The sequence below is a fragment of the Curtobacterium sp. ME26 genome, assembly GCF_903970945.1.
Lineage (GTDB): Bacteria > Actinomycetota > Actinomycetes > Actinomycetales > Microbacteriaceae > Curtobacterium > Curtobacterium citri.
The window spans coordinates 1-15,810 of sequence record NZ_CAJCKG010000060.1 but is presented as its reverse complement, the minus strand read 5'-3'; the positions used below and the strand labels follow the sequence as shown (position 1 = coordinate 15,810).

At 72.4% G+C, this 15,810-nt stretch carries 16 protein-coding genes; 14 read left to right on the top strand and 2 right to left on the bottom strand.

The features are described 5' to 3' along the window. The coding region (dprA, locus tag H7A69_RS15535) for a DNA-processing protein DprA (protein ID WP_182047889.1) at positions 1–834 on the top strand (834 nt) is incomplete at its 5' end. A 25-nt stretch (positions 835–859) separates the two neighbouring features. Continuing rightward, positions 860–1,792 (top strand): tyrosine recombinase XerC, encoded by a 933-nt coding sequence (locus H7A69_RS15530; RefSeq protein ID WP_182047888.1) that lies wholly within the window; start codon positions 860–862, stop codon positions 1,790–1,792. 22 nt (positions 1,793–1,814) lie between these two features. Here H7A69_RS15530 and H7A69_RS15525 read toward each other — a convergent pair whose 3' ends face one another. Beyond that, positions 1,815–2,480, bottom strand: a complete 666-nt coding sequence (locus H7A69_RS15525) for a murein hydrolase activator EnvC family protein (protein WP_182047887.1) — start codon at positions 2,478–2,480, stop codon at positions 1,815–1,817. A 377-nt stretch (positions 2,481–2,857) separates the two neighbouring features. Here H7A69_RS15525 and H7A69_RS15520 point away from each other — a divergent pair, with 377 nt between their 5' ends. The 10 genes from H7A69_RS15520 (at position 2,858) to H7A69_RS15475 (ending at position 11,624) form a co-directional block, all read left to right on the top strand. Beyond that, positions 2,858–4,297 (top strand): sugar porter family MFS transporter, encoded by a 1,440-nt coding sequence (locus H7A69_RS15520; protein ID WP_182047886.1) that lies wholly within the window; start codon positions 2,858–2,860, stop codon positions 4,295–4,297. Positions 4,298–4,567: 270 nt separating this feature from the next. Beyond that, positions 4,568–5,470: a 30S ribosomal protein S2 gene (gene rpsB, locus H7A69_RS15515; RefSeq protein WP_069710682.1), complete on the top strand. Its 903-nt coding sequence runs from the start codon at positions 4,568–4,570 to the stop codon at positions 5,468–5,470. An 81-nt stretch (positions 5,471–5,551) separates the two neighbouring features. After that, positions 5,552–6,379: a translation elongation factor Ts gene (gene tsf, locus H7A69_RS15510; protein ID WP_069710683.1), complete on the top strand. Its 828-nt coding sequence runs from the start codon at positions 5,552–5,554 to the stop codon at positions 6,377–6,379. Positions 6,380–6,534: 155 nt separating this feature from the next. Next, positions 6,535–7,254, top strand: coding sequence for a UMP kinase (gene pyrH / locus H7A69_RS15505; RefSeq protein WP_058742043.1), 720 nt, complete (start codon positions 6,535–6,537; stop codon positions 7,252–7,254). 45 nt (positions 7,255–7,299) lie between these two features. Continuing rightward, on the top strand, positions 7,300–7,854 hold the full coding sequence (frr, locus tag H7A69_RS15500; RefSeq protein WP_069710684.1) for a ribosome recycling factor: 555 nt from the start codon (positions 7,300–7,302) through the stop codon (positions 7,852–7,854). After that, positions 7,854–8,864 carry a phosphatidate cytidylyltransferase gene (locus H7A69_RS15495; protein ID WP_259346262.1) on the top strand — a complete coding sequence of 337 codons (1,011 nt, stop codon included), beginning with the start codon at positions 7,854–7,856 and terminating at the stop codon, positions 8,862–8,864. The genes frr and H7A69_RS15495 overlap by 1 nt, the downstream gene beginning before the upstream one ends. A gap of 87 nt (positions 8,865–8,951) precedes the next feature. After that, positions 8,952–9,500, top strand: coding sequence for a DivIVA domain-containing protein (locus H7A69_RS15490; protein ID WP_069710686.1), 549 nt, complete (start codon positions 8,952–8,954; stop codon positions 9,498–9,500). 60 nt (positions 9,501–9,560) lie between these two features. Continuing rightward, the gene (locus H7A69_RS17545; protein ID WP_259346261.1) at positions 9,561–10,565 is read left to right on the top strand and encodes a hypothetical protein; all 1,005 of its coding nucleotides are present in this window, start codon (positions 9,561–9,563) and stop codon (positions 10,563–10,565) included. Positions 10,566–10,578: 13 nt separating this feature from the next. Continuing rightward, complete coding sequence (locus tag H7A69_RS15480; protein WP_182047885.1) at positions 10,579–10,884, top strand: hypothetical protein; 306 nt, start codon at positions 10,579–10,581, stop codon at positions 10,882–10,884. After that, positions 10,881–11,624: an alpha/beta hydrolase gene (locus H7A69_RS15475; RefSeq protein ID WP_182047884.1), complete on the top strand. Its 744-nt coding sequence runs from the start codon at positions 10,881–10,883 to the stop codon at positions 11,622–11,624. The genes H7A69_RS15480 and H7A69_RS15475 overlap by 4 nt, the downstream gene beginning before the upstream one ends. Positions 11,625–11,724: 100 nt before the next feature. On the opposite strand, the gene H7A69_RS15470 is transcribed toward H7A69_RS15475, so the two are convergent. Next, positions 11,725–13,563: a hypothetical protein gene (locus H7A69_RS15470; RefSeq protein WP_182047883.1), complete on the bottom strand. Its 1,839-nt coding sequence runs from the start codon at positions 13,561–13,563 to the stop codon at positions 11,725–11,727. Positions 13,564–13,747: 184 nt separating this feature from the next. Between H7A69_RS15470 and H7A69_RS15465 the strand changes: the two genes are divergently transcribed. After that, complete coding sequence (locus H7A69_RS15465) at positions 13,748–15,487, top strand: hypothetical protein (RefSeq protein ID WP_182047881.1); 1,740 nt, start codon at positions 13,748–13,750, stop codon at positions 15,485–15,487. Further along, the coding region (locus tag H7A69_RS15460) for a thioredoxin family protein (protein WP_259346260.1) at positions 15,484–15,810 on the top strand (327 nt) is incomplete at its 3' end. The genes H7A69_RS15465 and H7A69_RS15460, both read left to right, overlap by 4 nt.

The window sequence follows — 15,810 nt, the reverse complement described above, 5'->3', positions numbered from 1 at the left end:
GTGGACGACCTCGGACCTCACGCCCCGGTCGTCCTCTGGACCCGGTGCGGACGAGCAGCGCCGGGACCGGCCCTCGCCGTCGTGGGGTCGCGGGCGAACACCGTGGCGGGCGCCGAGGCGACGGCGGAGATCACCTCGGCGGCGGCCGACGCCGGGTGCACGATCGTCAGCGGCGGCGCCTACGGCATCGACGCCACCGCGCACCGGGTGGCCGTCGCGGCGGGCACCCCGACGACCGCGGTCCTCGCGGGCGGGATCGACCAGCTCTACCCGGCCGGCAACGTCGAGCTGCTGCGGAACGTCGCGCGGCAGGGTGCGCTGCTCGCCGAGTCGCCGCCCGGGACGCGGCCGACCCGGTGGCGGTTCCTCGCGCGGAACCGGCTGATCGCCGCGCTGGGGAGCGCGACCGTGGTGGTGGAGGCGGGAGCGCGGTCCGGGGCGCTCAACACCGCACACCACGCCGCGCAGCTGGGCCGCCCGGTCTTCGCGGTGCCCGGGGCGTTCTCCTCGCCGGCGTCGGTGGGGTGTCACCGGTTGGTCGTGGAGGGGCGGGCGCAGCTCGTGGTCCGGCCGCGTGACCCCGTCGACGCGGTGGTCGGTCCACGCCGTCCGCGCGGTGGTCGGCACGTGCTGCACGCCGACGAACCGCTCGCGCCGGGGCGGGAGGACCCGGAGGTGCTGCGGGTGCTCGACGCGCTGGGCCGGCGGGCGCTGGGGGAGCAGGAGCTCGCCGTCCGTTCGGGGATGTCCTTCGCCGAGGTCGCGGACGCCCTCGCACTGGCCGAGTTGCAGGGGCTCGTCGTGCACGGCGTCGGCGGGTGGACCCGGTCGTGACGCTGCACACGCCTACCCTGGGGTCGTGGCGGAGCGGACGGACGGACGGATCGTGGCGGCTGTGGAGTCGTTCCTCGAGCACGTCCGGCACGCCAGGGGGCTCAGCGACCAGACGGTCCGTGCCTACGCGAACGACCTCGACCAGTTCATCGCCTTCGCTGCGGCGCGGGGGAGCACCGGCCTGCAGGACCTCGGGCTCGAACTGCTGCGCGACTGGCTCTGGGAGGCGGACCAGCGCGGACTCGCCCGGTCCACCATCGCGCGTCGGTCGTCGTCCGTGCGGGCCTTCACGCGGTGGGCGAGCGAGACCGGCGTGCTCGCGACCGACCCCGGGGTGCGGTTGCGCGCGCCGAAGGGTGCCGCGCACCTGCCGCGGGTGGTCTCCTCGGACCAGGTGCGCACGGTGCTCGACCAGCTCGCGGTCCGTGCGGACACCGACGACGCGGGTGCGTTGCGGGACCTCGCGGTCGTCGAGCTCCTCTACGCGGCCGCCATCCGGGTGAGCGAGCTCGTGGGCATCGACGTCGTCGACCTCGACCGCTCCCGGCTTACGGTGCGGGTCCTCGGCAAGGGCGGCAAGGAGCGCGTGGTGCCGTTCGGGGTGCCCGCGCGCGATGCCCTGGAGGCCTGGCTCGAGCGCGGACGGCCGGTCCTCGGTGGCCGGACGACACCGCCGGAGCCCTCGGCGCTGTTCCTCGGCGACCGGGGGGCGCGCCTCGGGGTGCGGAGCGCGTACCGCATCGTCGCCCGGGCCCTCGAGGGACTGCCTGGTGGGGGACCGAGCGGGCCGCACACCTTCCGGCACACGGCTGCGACACACCTGCTCGACGGGGGAGCGGACCTCCGTGCCGTGCAGGAGCTGCTGGGGCACGCGAGCCTCGGGACGACCCAGGTCTACACGCACGTGTCCTCCGCCCGGCTGCGGGAGGTCTACCGCACGGCGCACCCGCGCGCCTGACCGTCCCCGGTCGCCACCCCGGTCACCCCGGCCACGCCGACTCCGGCAGCAGCACGGGCCAGTCGGCCGACGGCAGGTAGGGGAGCGGATCGACGTACCGTCCGTCCACGCGCGCACCGAGGTGCAGGCACGGCGCGGTCGCGGGACAGTGGCCGACGGCGACCGTGCCCACGGTGTCGCCCTGCGCCACCGTCGTGCCAGCGACGACCGCGGGGTCGACCGAGTCGAGGGTGCTCACCAGGCCGCTGCCGTGGTCGATCGTCACGACCCCTCGCCCGGCCACCGGCCCCGCGAACGTGACCGTGCCGTCCGCCACCGCGACCGCCGTCGTGCCGAGCGGCGCGGCGACGTCGATGCCGCGGTGGCCGGCGGCGTACTCGTCCGACGGCTGCTCCCAGCCCCGGACGACCTCGCGCGCTCCGGTCGGCCACACCCACGGCGCGGCAGTCTCGCCGGGCCGGTCACCGTCCGGGGGCACCGTGGCGGACAGCAGCCGCGGTGCACCGGGGGCGATCGACTCCGGCGCGACGACCACGGCGGTCGTGGACCCGGCCGCGACGCCCACGGCGGCGGTGACGACCACCGTGACGACCGCCGCGACGACCACCGTGACGACCGTCCGTGGTCCGGTCCGTGTACCTCCCGTGTGCATGACCCGAGCATCGCGGAGCGGGACCACCTCGGACACGACGGCAGGGTGCGCTGTGGACGGCAGCGCGCCCCGCCCACCCAGTGCAGGAACGCCGCGCCCCAGCGACGGAGCCGCGCCCGGCCCGCACGACACCTCCGCCGCGACACCTCCTCCGCGACACCGCACGTGTCGATCGACACGTGGAACGTCGCAGAACGCGTGCGGCCCCACGCGCACCACCCGAACCCGGCCCCGCCCCACACCCTCCCCGACCTCGGCCCCGGCGCGCCCACCGCACCCCGATGTGCCCCGGCGGCCACCAGCGAGTACAGTCGGGCGCGCTCCGGAACCACGCAACGCCGCTCGGACGGCGAACAAGCCGACCGCCGGGGCACCGTGCGCCACCCAGCACGGCGGCAGGAACCTGGAGCACCGTGTCGAACACGTCCACCCAGCACGGCGAGGACCGTGCGTTCAAGGGGAAGGTCACCCTGTTCGCCATCGCGGCGGCAGTCGGTGGGTTCCTCTTCGGATTCGACTCCTCCGTCATCAACGGAGCCGTCGACGCGATCAAGGGCGAGTTCGGCCTGTCCGACGCCGCCAGCGGCTTCGCGGTCGCGTCCGCGCTCATCGGCTGTGCCTTCGGCGCCTACTTCGCCGGCCGCCTGGCCGACCGCTGGGGCCGCACCCGCGTGATGTTCTGGGCCGCGGTGCTCTTCTTCATCAGCTCGATCGGCAGCGCCTTCGCCTTCGCCACCTGGGACCTCGTGATCTGGCGTCTCGTGGGCGGTCTCGGCATCGGGACCGCGTCGGTCATCGCCCCCGCGTACATCTCCGAGGTGTCCCCGAAGGCCATCCGCGGCCGTCTGGCGTCGTTCCAGCAGCTCGCGATCACGCTCGGCATCTTCGCCGCCCTGCTGTCCGACCAGCTCTTCGCGGTCACGGCCGGCGGCGCCTCGGAACAGGTCCTCGGCCTCGCCGCCTGGCGCTGGATGTTCCTCGTCGGCGTCGTCCCGTCGGTCGTCTACGGCGTGCTCGCCATCACCCTGCCGGAGTCGCCGCGCTTCCTGCTCGCCAAGGGCCGGAAGGACGATGCCCGCGACGTCATGGGCAAGATCGTCCCGCGTGACACGGTGAACACGAGCCTCGAGGAGATCCAGGACGGCATCGAGAAGGAGGCCACCGAGAAGAAGGGCTCCATCCGGGGCAACCGCTTCGGCCTCCAGCCGATCGTCTGGGTCGGCATCATCCTCGCCGTCCTGCAGCAGTTCGTCGGCATCAACGTGATCTTCTACTACTCGACCACGCTCTGGCAGGCGGTCGGGTTCAAGGAGGAGCAGTCCTTCCTCATCTCGACGATCACCTCGGTGGTCAACGTCGCCGTGACCTTCATCGCGATCTTCACGGTGGACAAGCTCGGCCGGAAGCCGCTGCTCGTCGCCGGGTCGTCGGGCATGTTCGTGTCGCTGACGATGGTCGCGATCGCGTTCTCGCAGGCGTCGATCGTCGACGGTGAGCCGCAGCTCCCCGGCGCGTGGGGCGTCATCGCGCTGATCTTCGCGAACCTGTTCGTCGTGTCGTTCGGCGCCACGTGGGGGCCGCTCATGTGGGTGCTCCTCGGCGAGATGTTCCCGAACCGCATCCGTGCGACCGCGCTCGGCATCGGCTCGGCCGCCAACTGGGTCGCGAACTTCGTCGTCACGATCTCGTTCCCGGTGCTGTCCGGCTTCAACCTGACGGTCACGTACGGCATCTACGCCCTGTTCGCCCTGCTCTCCCTCTTCTTCGTCATCGCGAAGATCCCGGAGACGAAGGGTCGCTCGCTCGAGGAGATGGGCATCACGGCGGAGGGCGAGACGGTCTCCGCGAAGTAGCGGGGGCTGCGCGTCACCACCTGACGGGAGGCGCGGTGCGGGTCGGACCCGCACCGCGCCTCCCGTCTGTTAGCATTGCCACCGCAGCGCGCTCCAGCGCGCTGACTTCGCGCGTCCACTCGCGTTCCCACCGGCCACCGGTCCTGCTCCCACGAGCGGGCGGCCGTGCGGACAGGACGCCAGGGGTCACGACCACCGGGTCGCGACCGACACAACCGCAACCGTGCGCACGGCCCGACAGCTGTGCGCCGAGAAACGAGGAGGCACGGCATGGCCGTCGTCACCATCCGCCAGCTGCTCGACAGCGGCGTCCACTTCGGACACCAGACCCGTCGGTGGAACCCGAAGGTGAAGCGCTTCATCCTGGCCGAGCGCTCGGGCATCCACATCATCGACCTGCAGCAGTCGCTGGCCTACATCGACCGCGCGTACGACTTCGTCAAGGAGACGGTCGCGCACGGTGGCACGATCCTCTTCGTGGGCACCAAGAAGCAGGCGCAGGGCTCCATCGCCGAGCAGGCGACCCGCGTCGGCCAGCCGTACGTCAACCAGCGTTGGCTCGGCGGTCTGCTCACGAACTTCCAGACGGTCTCCAAGCGCCTCGCGCGCATGAAGGAGCTCGAGGAGATCGACTTCGACGACACGACGAAGGGCTTCACCAAGAAGGAGCTCCTCATCAAGAAGCGCGAGCTGGACAAGCTCCACAAGACCCTCGGTGGTATCCGCAACCTCACACGGACCCCGAGCGCGCTCTGGATCGTCGACACGAAGAAGGAGCACCTCGCCGTCGACGAGGCGCAGAAGCTCGGGATCCCGGTCATCGGCATCCTCGACACCAACTGCGACCCCGACGAGATCACCTACCCGATCCCGGGCAACGACGACGCCATCCGCTCCGTCGGCCTCCTCACCCGCATCGTCGCCGACGCGGCGGCCGAGGGCCTGAAGACCCGCCACAACGGTGGCGACGAGGAAGAGGCCGAGCCGCTGGCCGAGTGGGAGCAGGAGCTCCTCGCCGGCCAGACGCAGGGCGAAGGCGCGACGGTCCAGGAGAACGACGCCGACGCGCAGGTCGCCGACAAGGAGATCGGCGAGCCGATCGCCGACGCCGACAAGAACGCGGAGCCGACGGCCGAGGCCGCCGCCGCCGCAGAGGCCACCCCGGCCGAGTGACCACCGGGGGCGCCGGGCCGCACGGCTCGGCGCCCCTTCCTTCTCTCTCGAACACACACAGTCCAGAAAGGACTCCAGTCAATGGCCAACTACAGCCTTGCTGACGTGAAGAAGCTCCGTGAGGACCTCGGGGCCGGCATGATGGACGCCAAGAACGCCCTCGTCGAGGCCGACGGCGACTACGACAAGGCCGTCGAGCTCCTCCGCATCAAGGGCGCGAAGGCCGTCGCCAAGCGCGACGACCGTGCGACCTCCGAGGGTGTCGTCGTCGCGTCGACCGAGGGCGGCGCCACGACCGTCGTCGAGCTCGCCAGCGAGACCGACTTCGTCGCGAAGAACGAGAAGTTCACCACCCTCGCCGACAAGGTCGTCGCCGCGGTCGCCGCCGCCGGTGCGTCCGACGTCGAGGCCGGCAACGCCGCGCCGCTCGACGGCAAGACGGTCGCCGAGGTCATCGACGAGGCCGCCGCCGCGCTGGGCGAGAAGCTCGCGCTCCGCACGGTCACCCGTGTCGAGGGCGACGCCTTCGAGGTCTACCTGCACAAGACCAGCCAGGACCTGCCGCCGCAGATCGCCGTCGTCATCGCCTACTCGGGCTCCGACGCCGCCGAGGCGCGCTCCATCGCGCAGCACGTCGCGTTCGCCAACCCGACGTACCTCACGCGCGACGAGATCCCGGCCGAGGCGATCGAGAAGGAGCGTGCGACCGTCGAGGCGATCACGCGCGAGGAGGGCAAGCCGGAGGCCGCCCTCCCGAAGATCGTCGAGGGTCGCCTCAACGCCTACCGCAAGCAGGTCGCGCTCCTCGAGCAGGACTACGCGAAGGACAACAAGCTGTCCGTCGCGAAGGCCGCCGAGAACGCCGGCATCACGATCCAGGGCTTCGCCCGCGTCAAGGTCGGCGCGTAACGAACCCGTGACGGGGCTCGGAACCACATCGGTTCCGGGCCCCGTTTTCTGCGCGCTGCGACACGCGCGGACCCGGCCGGGAGGCACGACCTCCTCCGCCGGACCGGCTGCGGCCGGGTAGATTCCCACGAGACATTCGACGAAGGGTGCGCCACATGACGAACGAGAAGACCGGACGCCGCCGGGTCCTGCTGAAGCTGTCGGGGGAGGCGTTCGGAGCCGGGTCCCTCGGGGTGAACCCGGACGTCATCAGCACCATCGCCAAGGAGATCGCCGCGGCCGCGCAGGACGTCGAGGTCGCGATCGTGGTCGGCGGGGGCAACTTCTTCCGCGGCGCCGAGCTGTCGCAGCGCGGCATGGACCGCGGTCGTGCCGACTACATGGGCATGCTCGGCACCGTGATGAACGCGCTCGCGCTGCAGGACTTCCTCGAGCAGGCCGGAGCCGCCACGCGCGTGCAGTCCGCGATCAGCATGACCCAGGTCGCGGAGCCGTACATCCCGCGTCGCGCCGAGCGCCACCTGGAGAAGGGCCGCATCGTCATCTTCGGTGCCGGCGCGGGCCTGCCCTACTTCTCGACCGACACCGTCGCGGCGCAGCGTGCGCTCGAGATCGACGCGCACGAGGTCCTCGTCGCGAAGAACGGCGTCGACGGCGTGTACACGGCCGACCCGAAGAAGGACGCCACCGCCGAGAAGCTCCACCACGTGACCTACCAGGACGCGCTGCTGCAGGGCCTCAAGGTCGTCGACGCGACGGCGTTCTCGCTCTGCATGGACAACGGCATGCCGATGCACGTCTTCGGCATGGAGGGCGAGGGCAACGTGGCCGCCGCGATCCGTGGGGAGCGCATCGGCACGGTCGTCAGCAACTGACCCGCACGCTGACTAGACTCGACGCAGTACCGAAGGAGAACCACCGTGATCAGTGATGTCCTGACCGAAGCCACCGAGAAGATGGCGAAGGCCGTCGACGTCGCCAAGGACGACTTCGCGACCGTCCGTACCGGACGCATCAACGCCGCCCTCTTCCAGAAGATCCCGGTCGACTACTACGGCACGCCGACGCCGCTCGCGCAGCTCGCGTCGCTCCAGACGCCCGAGGCACGCACGCTCATCGTCACGCCGTACGACAAGTCGGCCCTCAAGGAGATCGAGCGCGCGATCGCGACGTTCCCGAACCTCGGCGCCAGCCCGTCGAACGACGGCGAGATCGTCCGCGTGACGATCCCGGAGCTCACGCAGGACCGCCGCAAGGAGTTCGTGAAGCTCGTGCGCGGCAAGGGCGAGGACCACAAGGTCGTCATCCGCAACATCCGCCGCAAGGCCAAGGACGACCTCGACGCGCTGAAGGGCGAGATCTCGGACGACGAGATCAGCCGTGGCGACAAGGACCTCGAGAGCCTGACGAAGAAGCACGTCGACCAGATCGACGACGCGCTGAAGAAGAAGGAAGCCGAACTCCTCGAGGTCTGATGCGTCTCCCCGAGCCGGGCGGTGACCGCCCCACCCCACCGCGCCCGTCAGCGTCCGAGTCGACCGCGAAGAAGGGGCTCCGCCAGGACTTCGACGCCCGTGCCCGTGCGGCACGCGCCGACTTCGAGGCGCAGCTCCGGCAGCGGAAGGCCGACCTCGGTGCGCGCAACGAGGCCCTGACGGCGCGGACCGGCCGGAACCTGCCCGCGGCGATCGGGATCGCCCTGGCGTTCGCGGTCGTCATGCTGGGGTCGCTCCTGCTGTGGACGCCGTCGTTCATGGTCGTCGCCGCGTTCCTGCTCGGCGTGGCCGTCTACGAGCTCACGAGCGCCATGCGCTTCGCGGGTCGAGACGTCCCGCGCATCCCGAGCGTCGCGGTGAGCGTCGCGATCGTGCCCGCCGCCTTCCTGGGCGGGCAGGTCGCGGCGCTGTTCACGCTGCTCGGCGGCATCGTCCTCGTGTCGCTCTGGCGACTGGTCGAGGTGGCCGTCGCCCGCGAGAAGCCACCGGCAGGGCACGTCGTCCGCGACCTGACGAACGGCCTGTTCGCCCAGGCGTACGTGAGCCTGCTCGGTGCCTGCGTGGTGCTGCTGTCGGCGCAGCCGAGCGGCCCGCTCTGGGTGATCGCGTTCATCCTCGTGGTCGTGGCGGTCGACACCGGTGCCTACGCGACGGGGCTGAACCTCGGCAAGCACCCCATGGCGCCGCGGATCAGCCCGAAGAAGACGTGGGAGGGCTTCGCCGGCTCGGTCGCGGCGAGCATCCTCGTCGGCATCCTCGTCACCTGGCTTATGCTCGGCCTGCCCTGGTGGACCGGCGTCGTCCTCGGCGTGCTGATCTCGGGCTCCGCGACGCTCGGCGACCTGACCGAGTCGATGATCAAGCGCGACCTCGGGATCAAGGACATCTCGTCGTTCCTGCCCGGTCACGGCGGGTTGCTCGACCGGATCGACAGCATCCTGCCGTCGGCGGCCGTCGGCTACGTGATGTACCTCGTCATCGTCCACTGACGGATCCCTCGAGCGCCCCTCCGCAGCCTGTGCGGCGAGTTCGCGCGTCCAGGTGGCACCAGGCTCCGGTGCTGGCAGAATGTCGCCGTGGCCACCACCTTCCCCACCGCAGACCGCCGAGCACTCGGGTACGACGTCGACGAGGTCGACCGGTTCCTCGAGGACGCCCGCCGTGCGTACACCGCGGCGGACACGGCGCCCGGCATCGAGGCCGCGAAGATCCGCGCCACGGCCTTCTCGATGCGCAAGGGCGGGTACTCCACGGCGCACGTCGACGCCGCGCTCGAACGGCTCGAGGACGCCTTCGCCGCCCGGGAGCGTGAGCGCGAGGTCGCGGAGGTCGGGCAGAAGGCCTGGTACGCCGAGGCTCGCGGCAAGGCCTCGGACGTCGTCGCGCGCCTCGAGCGCCCCACCGGGCAGCGCTTCGCCCGGACGAGCTTCCTCGGCACCGGGTACCACCCGAAGGACGTGGACGCGTTCGCCGAGCGACTGGCCGGCTACTTCCGCGACGGCAAGCCGCTGAGCCTGACCGAGGTCCGGTCGGTCGTCTTCCGGCCGAAGCACGGCGGCTACCGCGAAGCGCAGGTCGACGCGCTGCTCGACGCGGTCGTCGAGGTGATGCTCGCGGTCCGCTGACGACGCGCGGGGGACCGGTGCTTCCCTCCCCGTGACCGTTCCGTTATCCTGGACGGACTCATGGGCAGGCACACGGCAGATCTCAGCTCCGACCGCGGTACCCGCGAGCACCTCGACCGTCCGGTCGTCGGTGAGCGCCGCGCGGCACGTGACCGACTCCGCACGTCGGAGCACGCGGTCCTCCACGCGACCCCGCAGGTCGAGACGGCGACGCTGCCGTCCGCCCCGCTGAGCGCGCCCGCGACCACCCGTTCCACCGCGGGGTCGCCGGCGACCGGGCCGGTCCTGACGCGTCCGGCTCCCGCTGTGACCGCTCGTGGACCGCTCGGCGTCCGCGCCGTCAAGCAGGGTCGTGCAGTCGAGCAGAGCCGCGCCGTCGTGCCGGTCGAGCGTGCACCGCGCACCGTCAACTCGGTCATCCGCGGCCGGGGCACCATCCCCGTGCTGTCCTTCGTGGCCGTCTTCGGGTTCGTGGGCGGATCGCTCTTCAACCCGATGCAGCCCGACGTCGCGCAGGCGGCGGTCACCGCTCCGGTGCTGGTCAAGGCGCCGGTCGAGCCGCAGCAGTACACCGCGCACGGCACGTACGCCGCGTTCGACCTGACCCGCGACGGGTACGGCGTCACCGTCCCGAAGCCGAAGGTCACTGCACCGCCCGCGACCGACGACACCACCGACGCGACGGACACCGACGCGGCGAAGGACGGCACGGCCAAGACGGTCGAGCCCTCGAACACCCTCGCGGCAGCAGCGGCGACGCCCGACCCGGGCAGCGCGCAGGCGATCGCCCAGCAGATGGTGGCCGACCGCGGGTGGGGCTCCGACCAGTTCAACTGCCTCGTGTCGCTGTGGAACAAGGAGTCGGGCTGGCGGGTCAACGCCTACAACCCGAGTGGTGCGTACGGCATCCCGCAGTCGCTCCCGGGCAGCAAGATGGCGTCCGCCGGTGCCGACTGGCAGACCAACCCGGCCACGCAGATCACCTGGGGCCTCAACTACATCTCCGGCGTCTACGGCACCCCGTGCGGGGCCTGGGCGCACAGCGTCGCCAACAACTGGTACTGATCGGCGCCCGGGGGTGCCGCGCAGCAACCGACCGCGGCGGCCCCGCGGCGTCGGGCCGGAGTCGGTCGACGAGGACACCGGTCTCGACCGGCTGATGAGCTCCTGGCGGCGGACCGAGTTCCGTCGTGGGCGCGAGTACACGGTGCAGCCGATCTCGTCGGCGTCCGCGCAGAAGGAGTACGTCTGCCCGGGCTGCGGCGGCACGGTGCTCCCGGGGACCGCGCACGTCGTCGTCTGGCGTGCGGACGGGGTCCTGGGCGACGAGGCCGACCTGGCATCGCGGCGTCACTGGCACAACCACTGCTGGAGCATCGCATGAGCACCGAGGAGACGCGCACGGAGATCCGGTCCGGCACGGAGCTCCCGGCACGGCGCACGGACGTCGAGCTGGTCACCGACGACCACCTGACGCTCGTGGGGGAGCTGGCCGAGCCGCTCGGACGTCCGGCCCGGGGCACCCTCGTCACCCTGCACCCGCTGCCGACCGCGCAGGGCTTCATGGACTCGCACGTGCTCAAGAAGGCCGCGGCCCGGCTGCCCGCCCTCGCGGACATCGCGGTGCTGCGGTTCAACTTCCGGTCGGTGACCTCGCCCCGCGGGACGTCGGAGGGTGTCTTCGGGGACGGCGTGTCCGAGGGCTTCGACCTCCGCGCCGCGGTGCACGAGACCGTGGCGCGCGGCCTCCCCACGCCGTGGCTGCTCGGCTGGTCGTTCGGGACCGAGGTGGTCCTCAAGCACGCGCTCGAGCACGTCGCGTCCGGTGACGTCGCCGGCGTCGTGCTGCTGTCCCCGCCCCTGCACCGCACGTCGGAGGCGGAACTCGCACGCTGGGCGGACGTCGACGTCCCCGTCGTCGCCCTCGTGCCGGAGCACGACGACTTCCTTCGGCCGGACGAGGCCGTCGAGCGGTTCGCCGTCGCTCCGAACGTCCGGGTCGTGCCGGTCGCGGGTGCGAAGCACCTGTGGGTGGGGGAGCGGTACGTCCGCATCGTGCTCGACGCGGTCGCGGACCTCGTGGTGCCGGGCAGCGCGCCGCTCCCGACGCACTTCGACGGCTGATCCCGCTTCCGGCCTTCTGATCGGCCCCTCGACGACGTGAGCCGGACGGGAGGCGCTGGTCGCGCCTCCCGTCCGGCTCGCGTCGTGCGGTGGCCCGGTCTCAGCGCCGCGCGCTGTCCTCGGGGTCGGTCGCGTCGGCCGGGTCGGCCACTGCCGGACCGTCGAACAGGCCGGTCGCGTGCGTGAGGACGCCGCGCAGGTTCTCGAGGTACCCGGCGACGGCGTCGCGCTCGGTGCGGATAGCCGCGAGACGGTCCTCGGCCTCGGCGACGACGGCTGCGCTGCGCTCCTCGGCCTCGGCGATCATCCGGTGCACCCGCTCCTGCGTCTCGGCGACCAGGGTGCGGGCGCGTTCCTGCGCCTGCGCGGTGCTCGAACGCTCGAGGTCGTCGGCCTCCTGCTGGAGCCGCTCGGCGCGTTCCCGGGCCTCGGTGGCCCGGCGGGTCGCCTCGGCGAGCTGCAGGTTCGCCTCGTCGAGGTACTTCTGCGTCTCGGCCACCGTCTCGTGGTGCTTCTGCAGGTACTCCTGCTCGGCGTCGTCGCGTCGGGCGGCGAGTTCCGACTCGAGCGCAGCGGCGGCCTGGTCGCGCTCCCGGGCGATCTCGGCGCGCACCGCGTCGCGGTCCCGCTCGAGGTCGGCGCGCATCGTGTCGATCTCCTGACGGAGGGCAGTGCGCTCGGCCTCGAGGCCCGCGAGCTCGGCGACGCGGCGGTCGGCGATCTCGGTGTCGACCTCCGCGTGCTCGCGCTCACGACGCGCGGCCAGCTCGTCGGCGTGCTCCCGCGCGGCGCGTTCGGCGGCGTCGGCGGCCTCGGCCCGCTCGCGCGCGATGCGGCTGCGGTGCTCCTCGAACTCGGCCGCGATGCGCTCGGCGGTCTCCTGCACGAGCCGCTCGTTCTCGGTCCGGGTCTGCTCCTCGTCGACCCGCAGCTGGGCACGGGCGGCCTGTAGCTCCTGGTCGAGTGCCGTGCGGGCCTCGGCGACCTCGCGCTCCCACCCGGCGCGGGCGGCGGCGAGCTCCTCGTCGAGGGCACGGCGGCGGTCTCCGACCTCGGCGTCGAGCTCGCTGCGGCGGCGTGCTGCCTCGGCGTCGAGCGCGGCGCGCTCGGTCTCGAGCGTGAGGGCGTGTGCGCGCTGCTGCTCGTCGCGTTCGCGCTGCCACGCCGCCCGACCCTCGGCGACCTCGCGCTCGAGCGCGGCCCGGCGGGTCTCCTCCTCGCGGGCGAGGTCCTCCGTCCGTCGCGTGTGGTCGGCCTCGAACACGCTGCGCCGGTGCTCGGTCTCGCGGTCGAGCTCGGCCGCGGCGGTCCGTGCGGCCTCGGCGGCCTGCTGCGCGTCCTCGCGGAGCTCGGCGGTCTCGCGTGCGACGCGGGCACGGAGGGCGTCGGTCTCGCGGATCGCGACGGAACGGACCTCCGCAGCCTCGGTGACGGCTGCGCCACGGACGGCGGCGGCCTCGTTGCGGGCGTCCTGCGTCAGCAGCCCCGCCTCGGACCGGGCCCGCTCGATGGTGTCCGCCGACTCCGCGCGGGCACGGGTGAGTTCGTCGGTCGCGCGGGAACGGGCGTCCTCGAGGGTCTCGGAGGCCTCCTGCCGGGCCTCGCGCAGCAGCCGCTCGGCCTCGTTGCGGCTGGAGGCGCGGAGTCGCTGGGCGTCGATGTCGGCCTGGCTGATCAGGCGGGTGGACTGTTCCTCGGCAACCCGGAGCGTGGACTCCAGGCGCGTCCCGAGTCCGCTGTACGTGGGGGTGCCGGCCTCGTCGAGCTCGCTCTGCAGGTCGGCGACGCGAGCCTGCAGGAGACGGATCTCCTTGGCGGCCTCGGCGCGGTCGGTGTTCGACTTGATGAGCTCGCGACGGAGTTCGTTCAGGGAGCGATCGACGTCGTCGCGGCGGTACCCGCGCAGCTCGGTCCCGAACTCGGCCTCGTCGTTCGCCACGTGTTGCTCCTCGGGGTCGGCGGAGGGCCAGCACCTGGCCCGGGCACGATCCTAGCGGCGGCCCTCCGACCGGGACTGAGACCGCGGCCAGCGGTGAGGGATGCGACGTCCAGGGTCCCTCGCTATCCTGGAGCGTTGATTCGCGCGCCGATCCCCCCACCCCGGCGCGGTAGGGAGAAGATCCGTGCGATTCGTCCTGGCGATCGTCAGTTTCGTCATCGGTCTGCTGCTCGTCGCGCTCGCGGTCGGGCAACGCACCGTGTTCGCCCCGCCCTCGTCCCTGGTGGCGCAGTCCTCGAGCTCGGCGTCCGCGCCGGTCACCGTCATCCCCGGGTCGACGCTCACCGCGAACCCGGGCTACCAGCGCATCAACGTCTCCGGCTCGGGCAAGGTCTTCGCCGCCTACGGGCGCACGAGCGACGTGCAGGCCTGGGTCGGCGACGCGAAGCACACCACGCTGCGCTTCGACGCCGAGCAGGACCGCCTGGTCGGCAGGACGACCGGGAGCGGCGACTCGGTGCCCGACCCCTCCGGCAGCGACCTCTGGTACCAGGAGTGGGACGGGGCCGGTCAGTTCACCGTGCGCCTGCCCGCCGACGTGTCGATGGTCGTGCTGAGCGACGGCTCGGCGGCCGCCCCCACGGACGTCTCCGTGACCTGGCCGCGCGACACCGCGACGCCCTCGGTCGGACCGCTGCTCGTGGCGGGCGGGCTCTTCCTGGCCGGCGGCATCGCGCTGCTCGTCTGGGCGTTCCTCCACCAGCGCCGCGGCCGGGGTCCCCGTCGCCGCAGCGGTGGCTCACGTCCGCCGCGCGTGCGGGCATCGCGGCGTGCCGCAGCGGCCGGCGCCCAGGTGCCGGCCCGTGCACGTCGGGGACGCCGACCGTTCGTCGTCGTGCCGATCCTGGTCGTCGGCGCGCTCGGCCTCGCCGGATGCTCGTCCGACTACTGGCCGCAGGGCGGCGGTGCGGCCGCGACGCCGACCCCGACCGCCTCGGCCACCGGCGCCGCCGAGGACACGACCCCGACGGCGGCCACCTCGCAGCAGATCCGCCGGATCGTGCAGCGCGTCGCCGAGGTCGCGTCGAAGGCCGACGGCGACCGTGACGCCTCGCTCCTCGAGTCGCGCTTCACCGGCGCCGCGCTCGAGCTCCGGAAGGCGAACTACGCCATCCGCGCGAAGGACGCCGACGTGGACGCCCCGCCGGCGATCTCCGCCGAGCAGGTCTGCGTCGCGCTCCCGCAGCAGACCGACAGCTGGCCGCGCACGGTGTTCACGGTCGTGGCCGAGGACTGCGGTGCGAAGACCGCTCCGCAGGCCCTGACGCTCGTGCAGGAGAGCGCGCGGGACGACTACAAGGTCGCCTACGACGTGTCGCTCGAGGCCGCGGCGGAGATCCCGAGCCTGGCACCGACGTCGCTCGGCGCCGCGCAGCTCGCCGGGGACACGAAGCTCCTGCGCATCGCGCCCGACGACATCGCGGCAGCGTACGGCGACGTCCTGTCGAAGGACGCCGACAGCGAGTCCGCCTCGCTCTTCGCGTCCGACGGCGACGGCCTCCGATCGACCATCGGCAAGGCGTACAAGGACAAGAAGGCCGACTCGTTGCCGGACACCGCGAAGATCGAGTACTCGTCGGAGGTCCCCGACGACAGCGCGATCGCCATCGCGACCGACGGGGCCGGCGCGCTCGTGTCCGCCGACCTCGACGAGATCGAGAAGGTCACCCCGACGGCGAAGGGCGCCGAGGTCAACACCGAGGGTGCCGTGAAGGCGCTCTCCGGCGTCGACTCCAGCACGAAGGGGGTCAGCGCCACGTACAGCGTGCAGCTGCTCTTCTCCGTGCCGCCGGTGGGCAGTGATGAGAAGGTGGTCCTGCTCGGGTTCACGCAGGGCCTGACCGCAGCGAGTGAGGTGCAATGACCAACGTCCCCCCGACCCCGTCCGGTCTCCGCGGAGCCGTCGACCTGTCGTCCCTCGTCGACCGCGCACAGCGGCCGGCGCAGCCCGGACCGGCGTCGACGGCAGGCGGCCAGCCCGGGACCGCCCCGACCGGGGCAGCCCTGGCGGGTGCCCCCGCAGCCGGTGACCTGACCGTCCCGTCGCTCGTGCTCGACGTCACCGACCAGACCTTCCAGGACGTGCTCCAGCTGTCCTCGGTCGTGCCGGTGATCGTCGACATCTGGGCCGAGTGGTGCGGCCCCTGCAAGCAGCTGTCGCCGATCCTCGAGCGGCTCACCGCCGAG

What these genes read in the sequence shown, in the direction of transcription:
- rpsB (WP_069710682.1), top strand. Translation starts at nt 4,568, where the DNA reads ATGGCCGTCGTCACCATCCGCCAGCTGCTCGACAGCGGCGTCCACTTC.
- tsf (WP_069710683.1), top strand. Translation starts at nt 5,552, where the DNA reads ATGGCCAACTACAGCCTTGCTGACGTGAAGAAGCTCCGTGAGGACCTC.
- pyrH (WP_058742043.1), top strand. Translation starts at nt 6,535, where the DNA reads ATGACGAACGAGAAGACCGGACGCCGCCGGGTCCTGCTGAAGCTGTCG.
- H7A69_RS15495 (WP_259346262.1), top strand. Translation starts at nt 7,854, where the DNA reads ATGCGTCTCCCCGAGCCGGGCGGTGACCGCCCCACCCCACCGCGCCCG.
- H7A69_RS17545 (WP_259346261.1), top strand. Translation starts at nt 9,561, where the DNA reads ATGGGCAGGCACACGGCAGATCTCAGCTCCGACCGCGGTACCCGCGAG.
- H7A69_RS15475 (WP_182047884.1), top strand. Translation starts at nt 10,881, where the DNA reads ATGAGCACCGAGGAGACGCGCACGGAGATCCGGTCCGGCACGGAGCTC.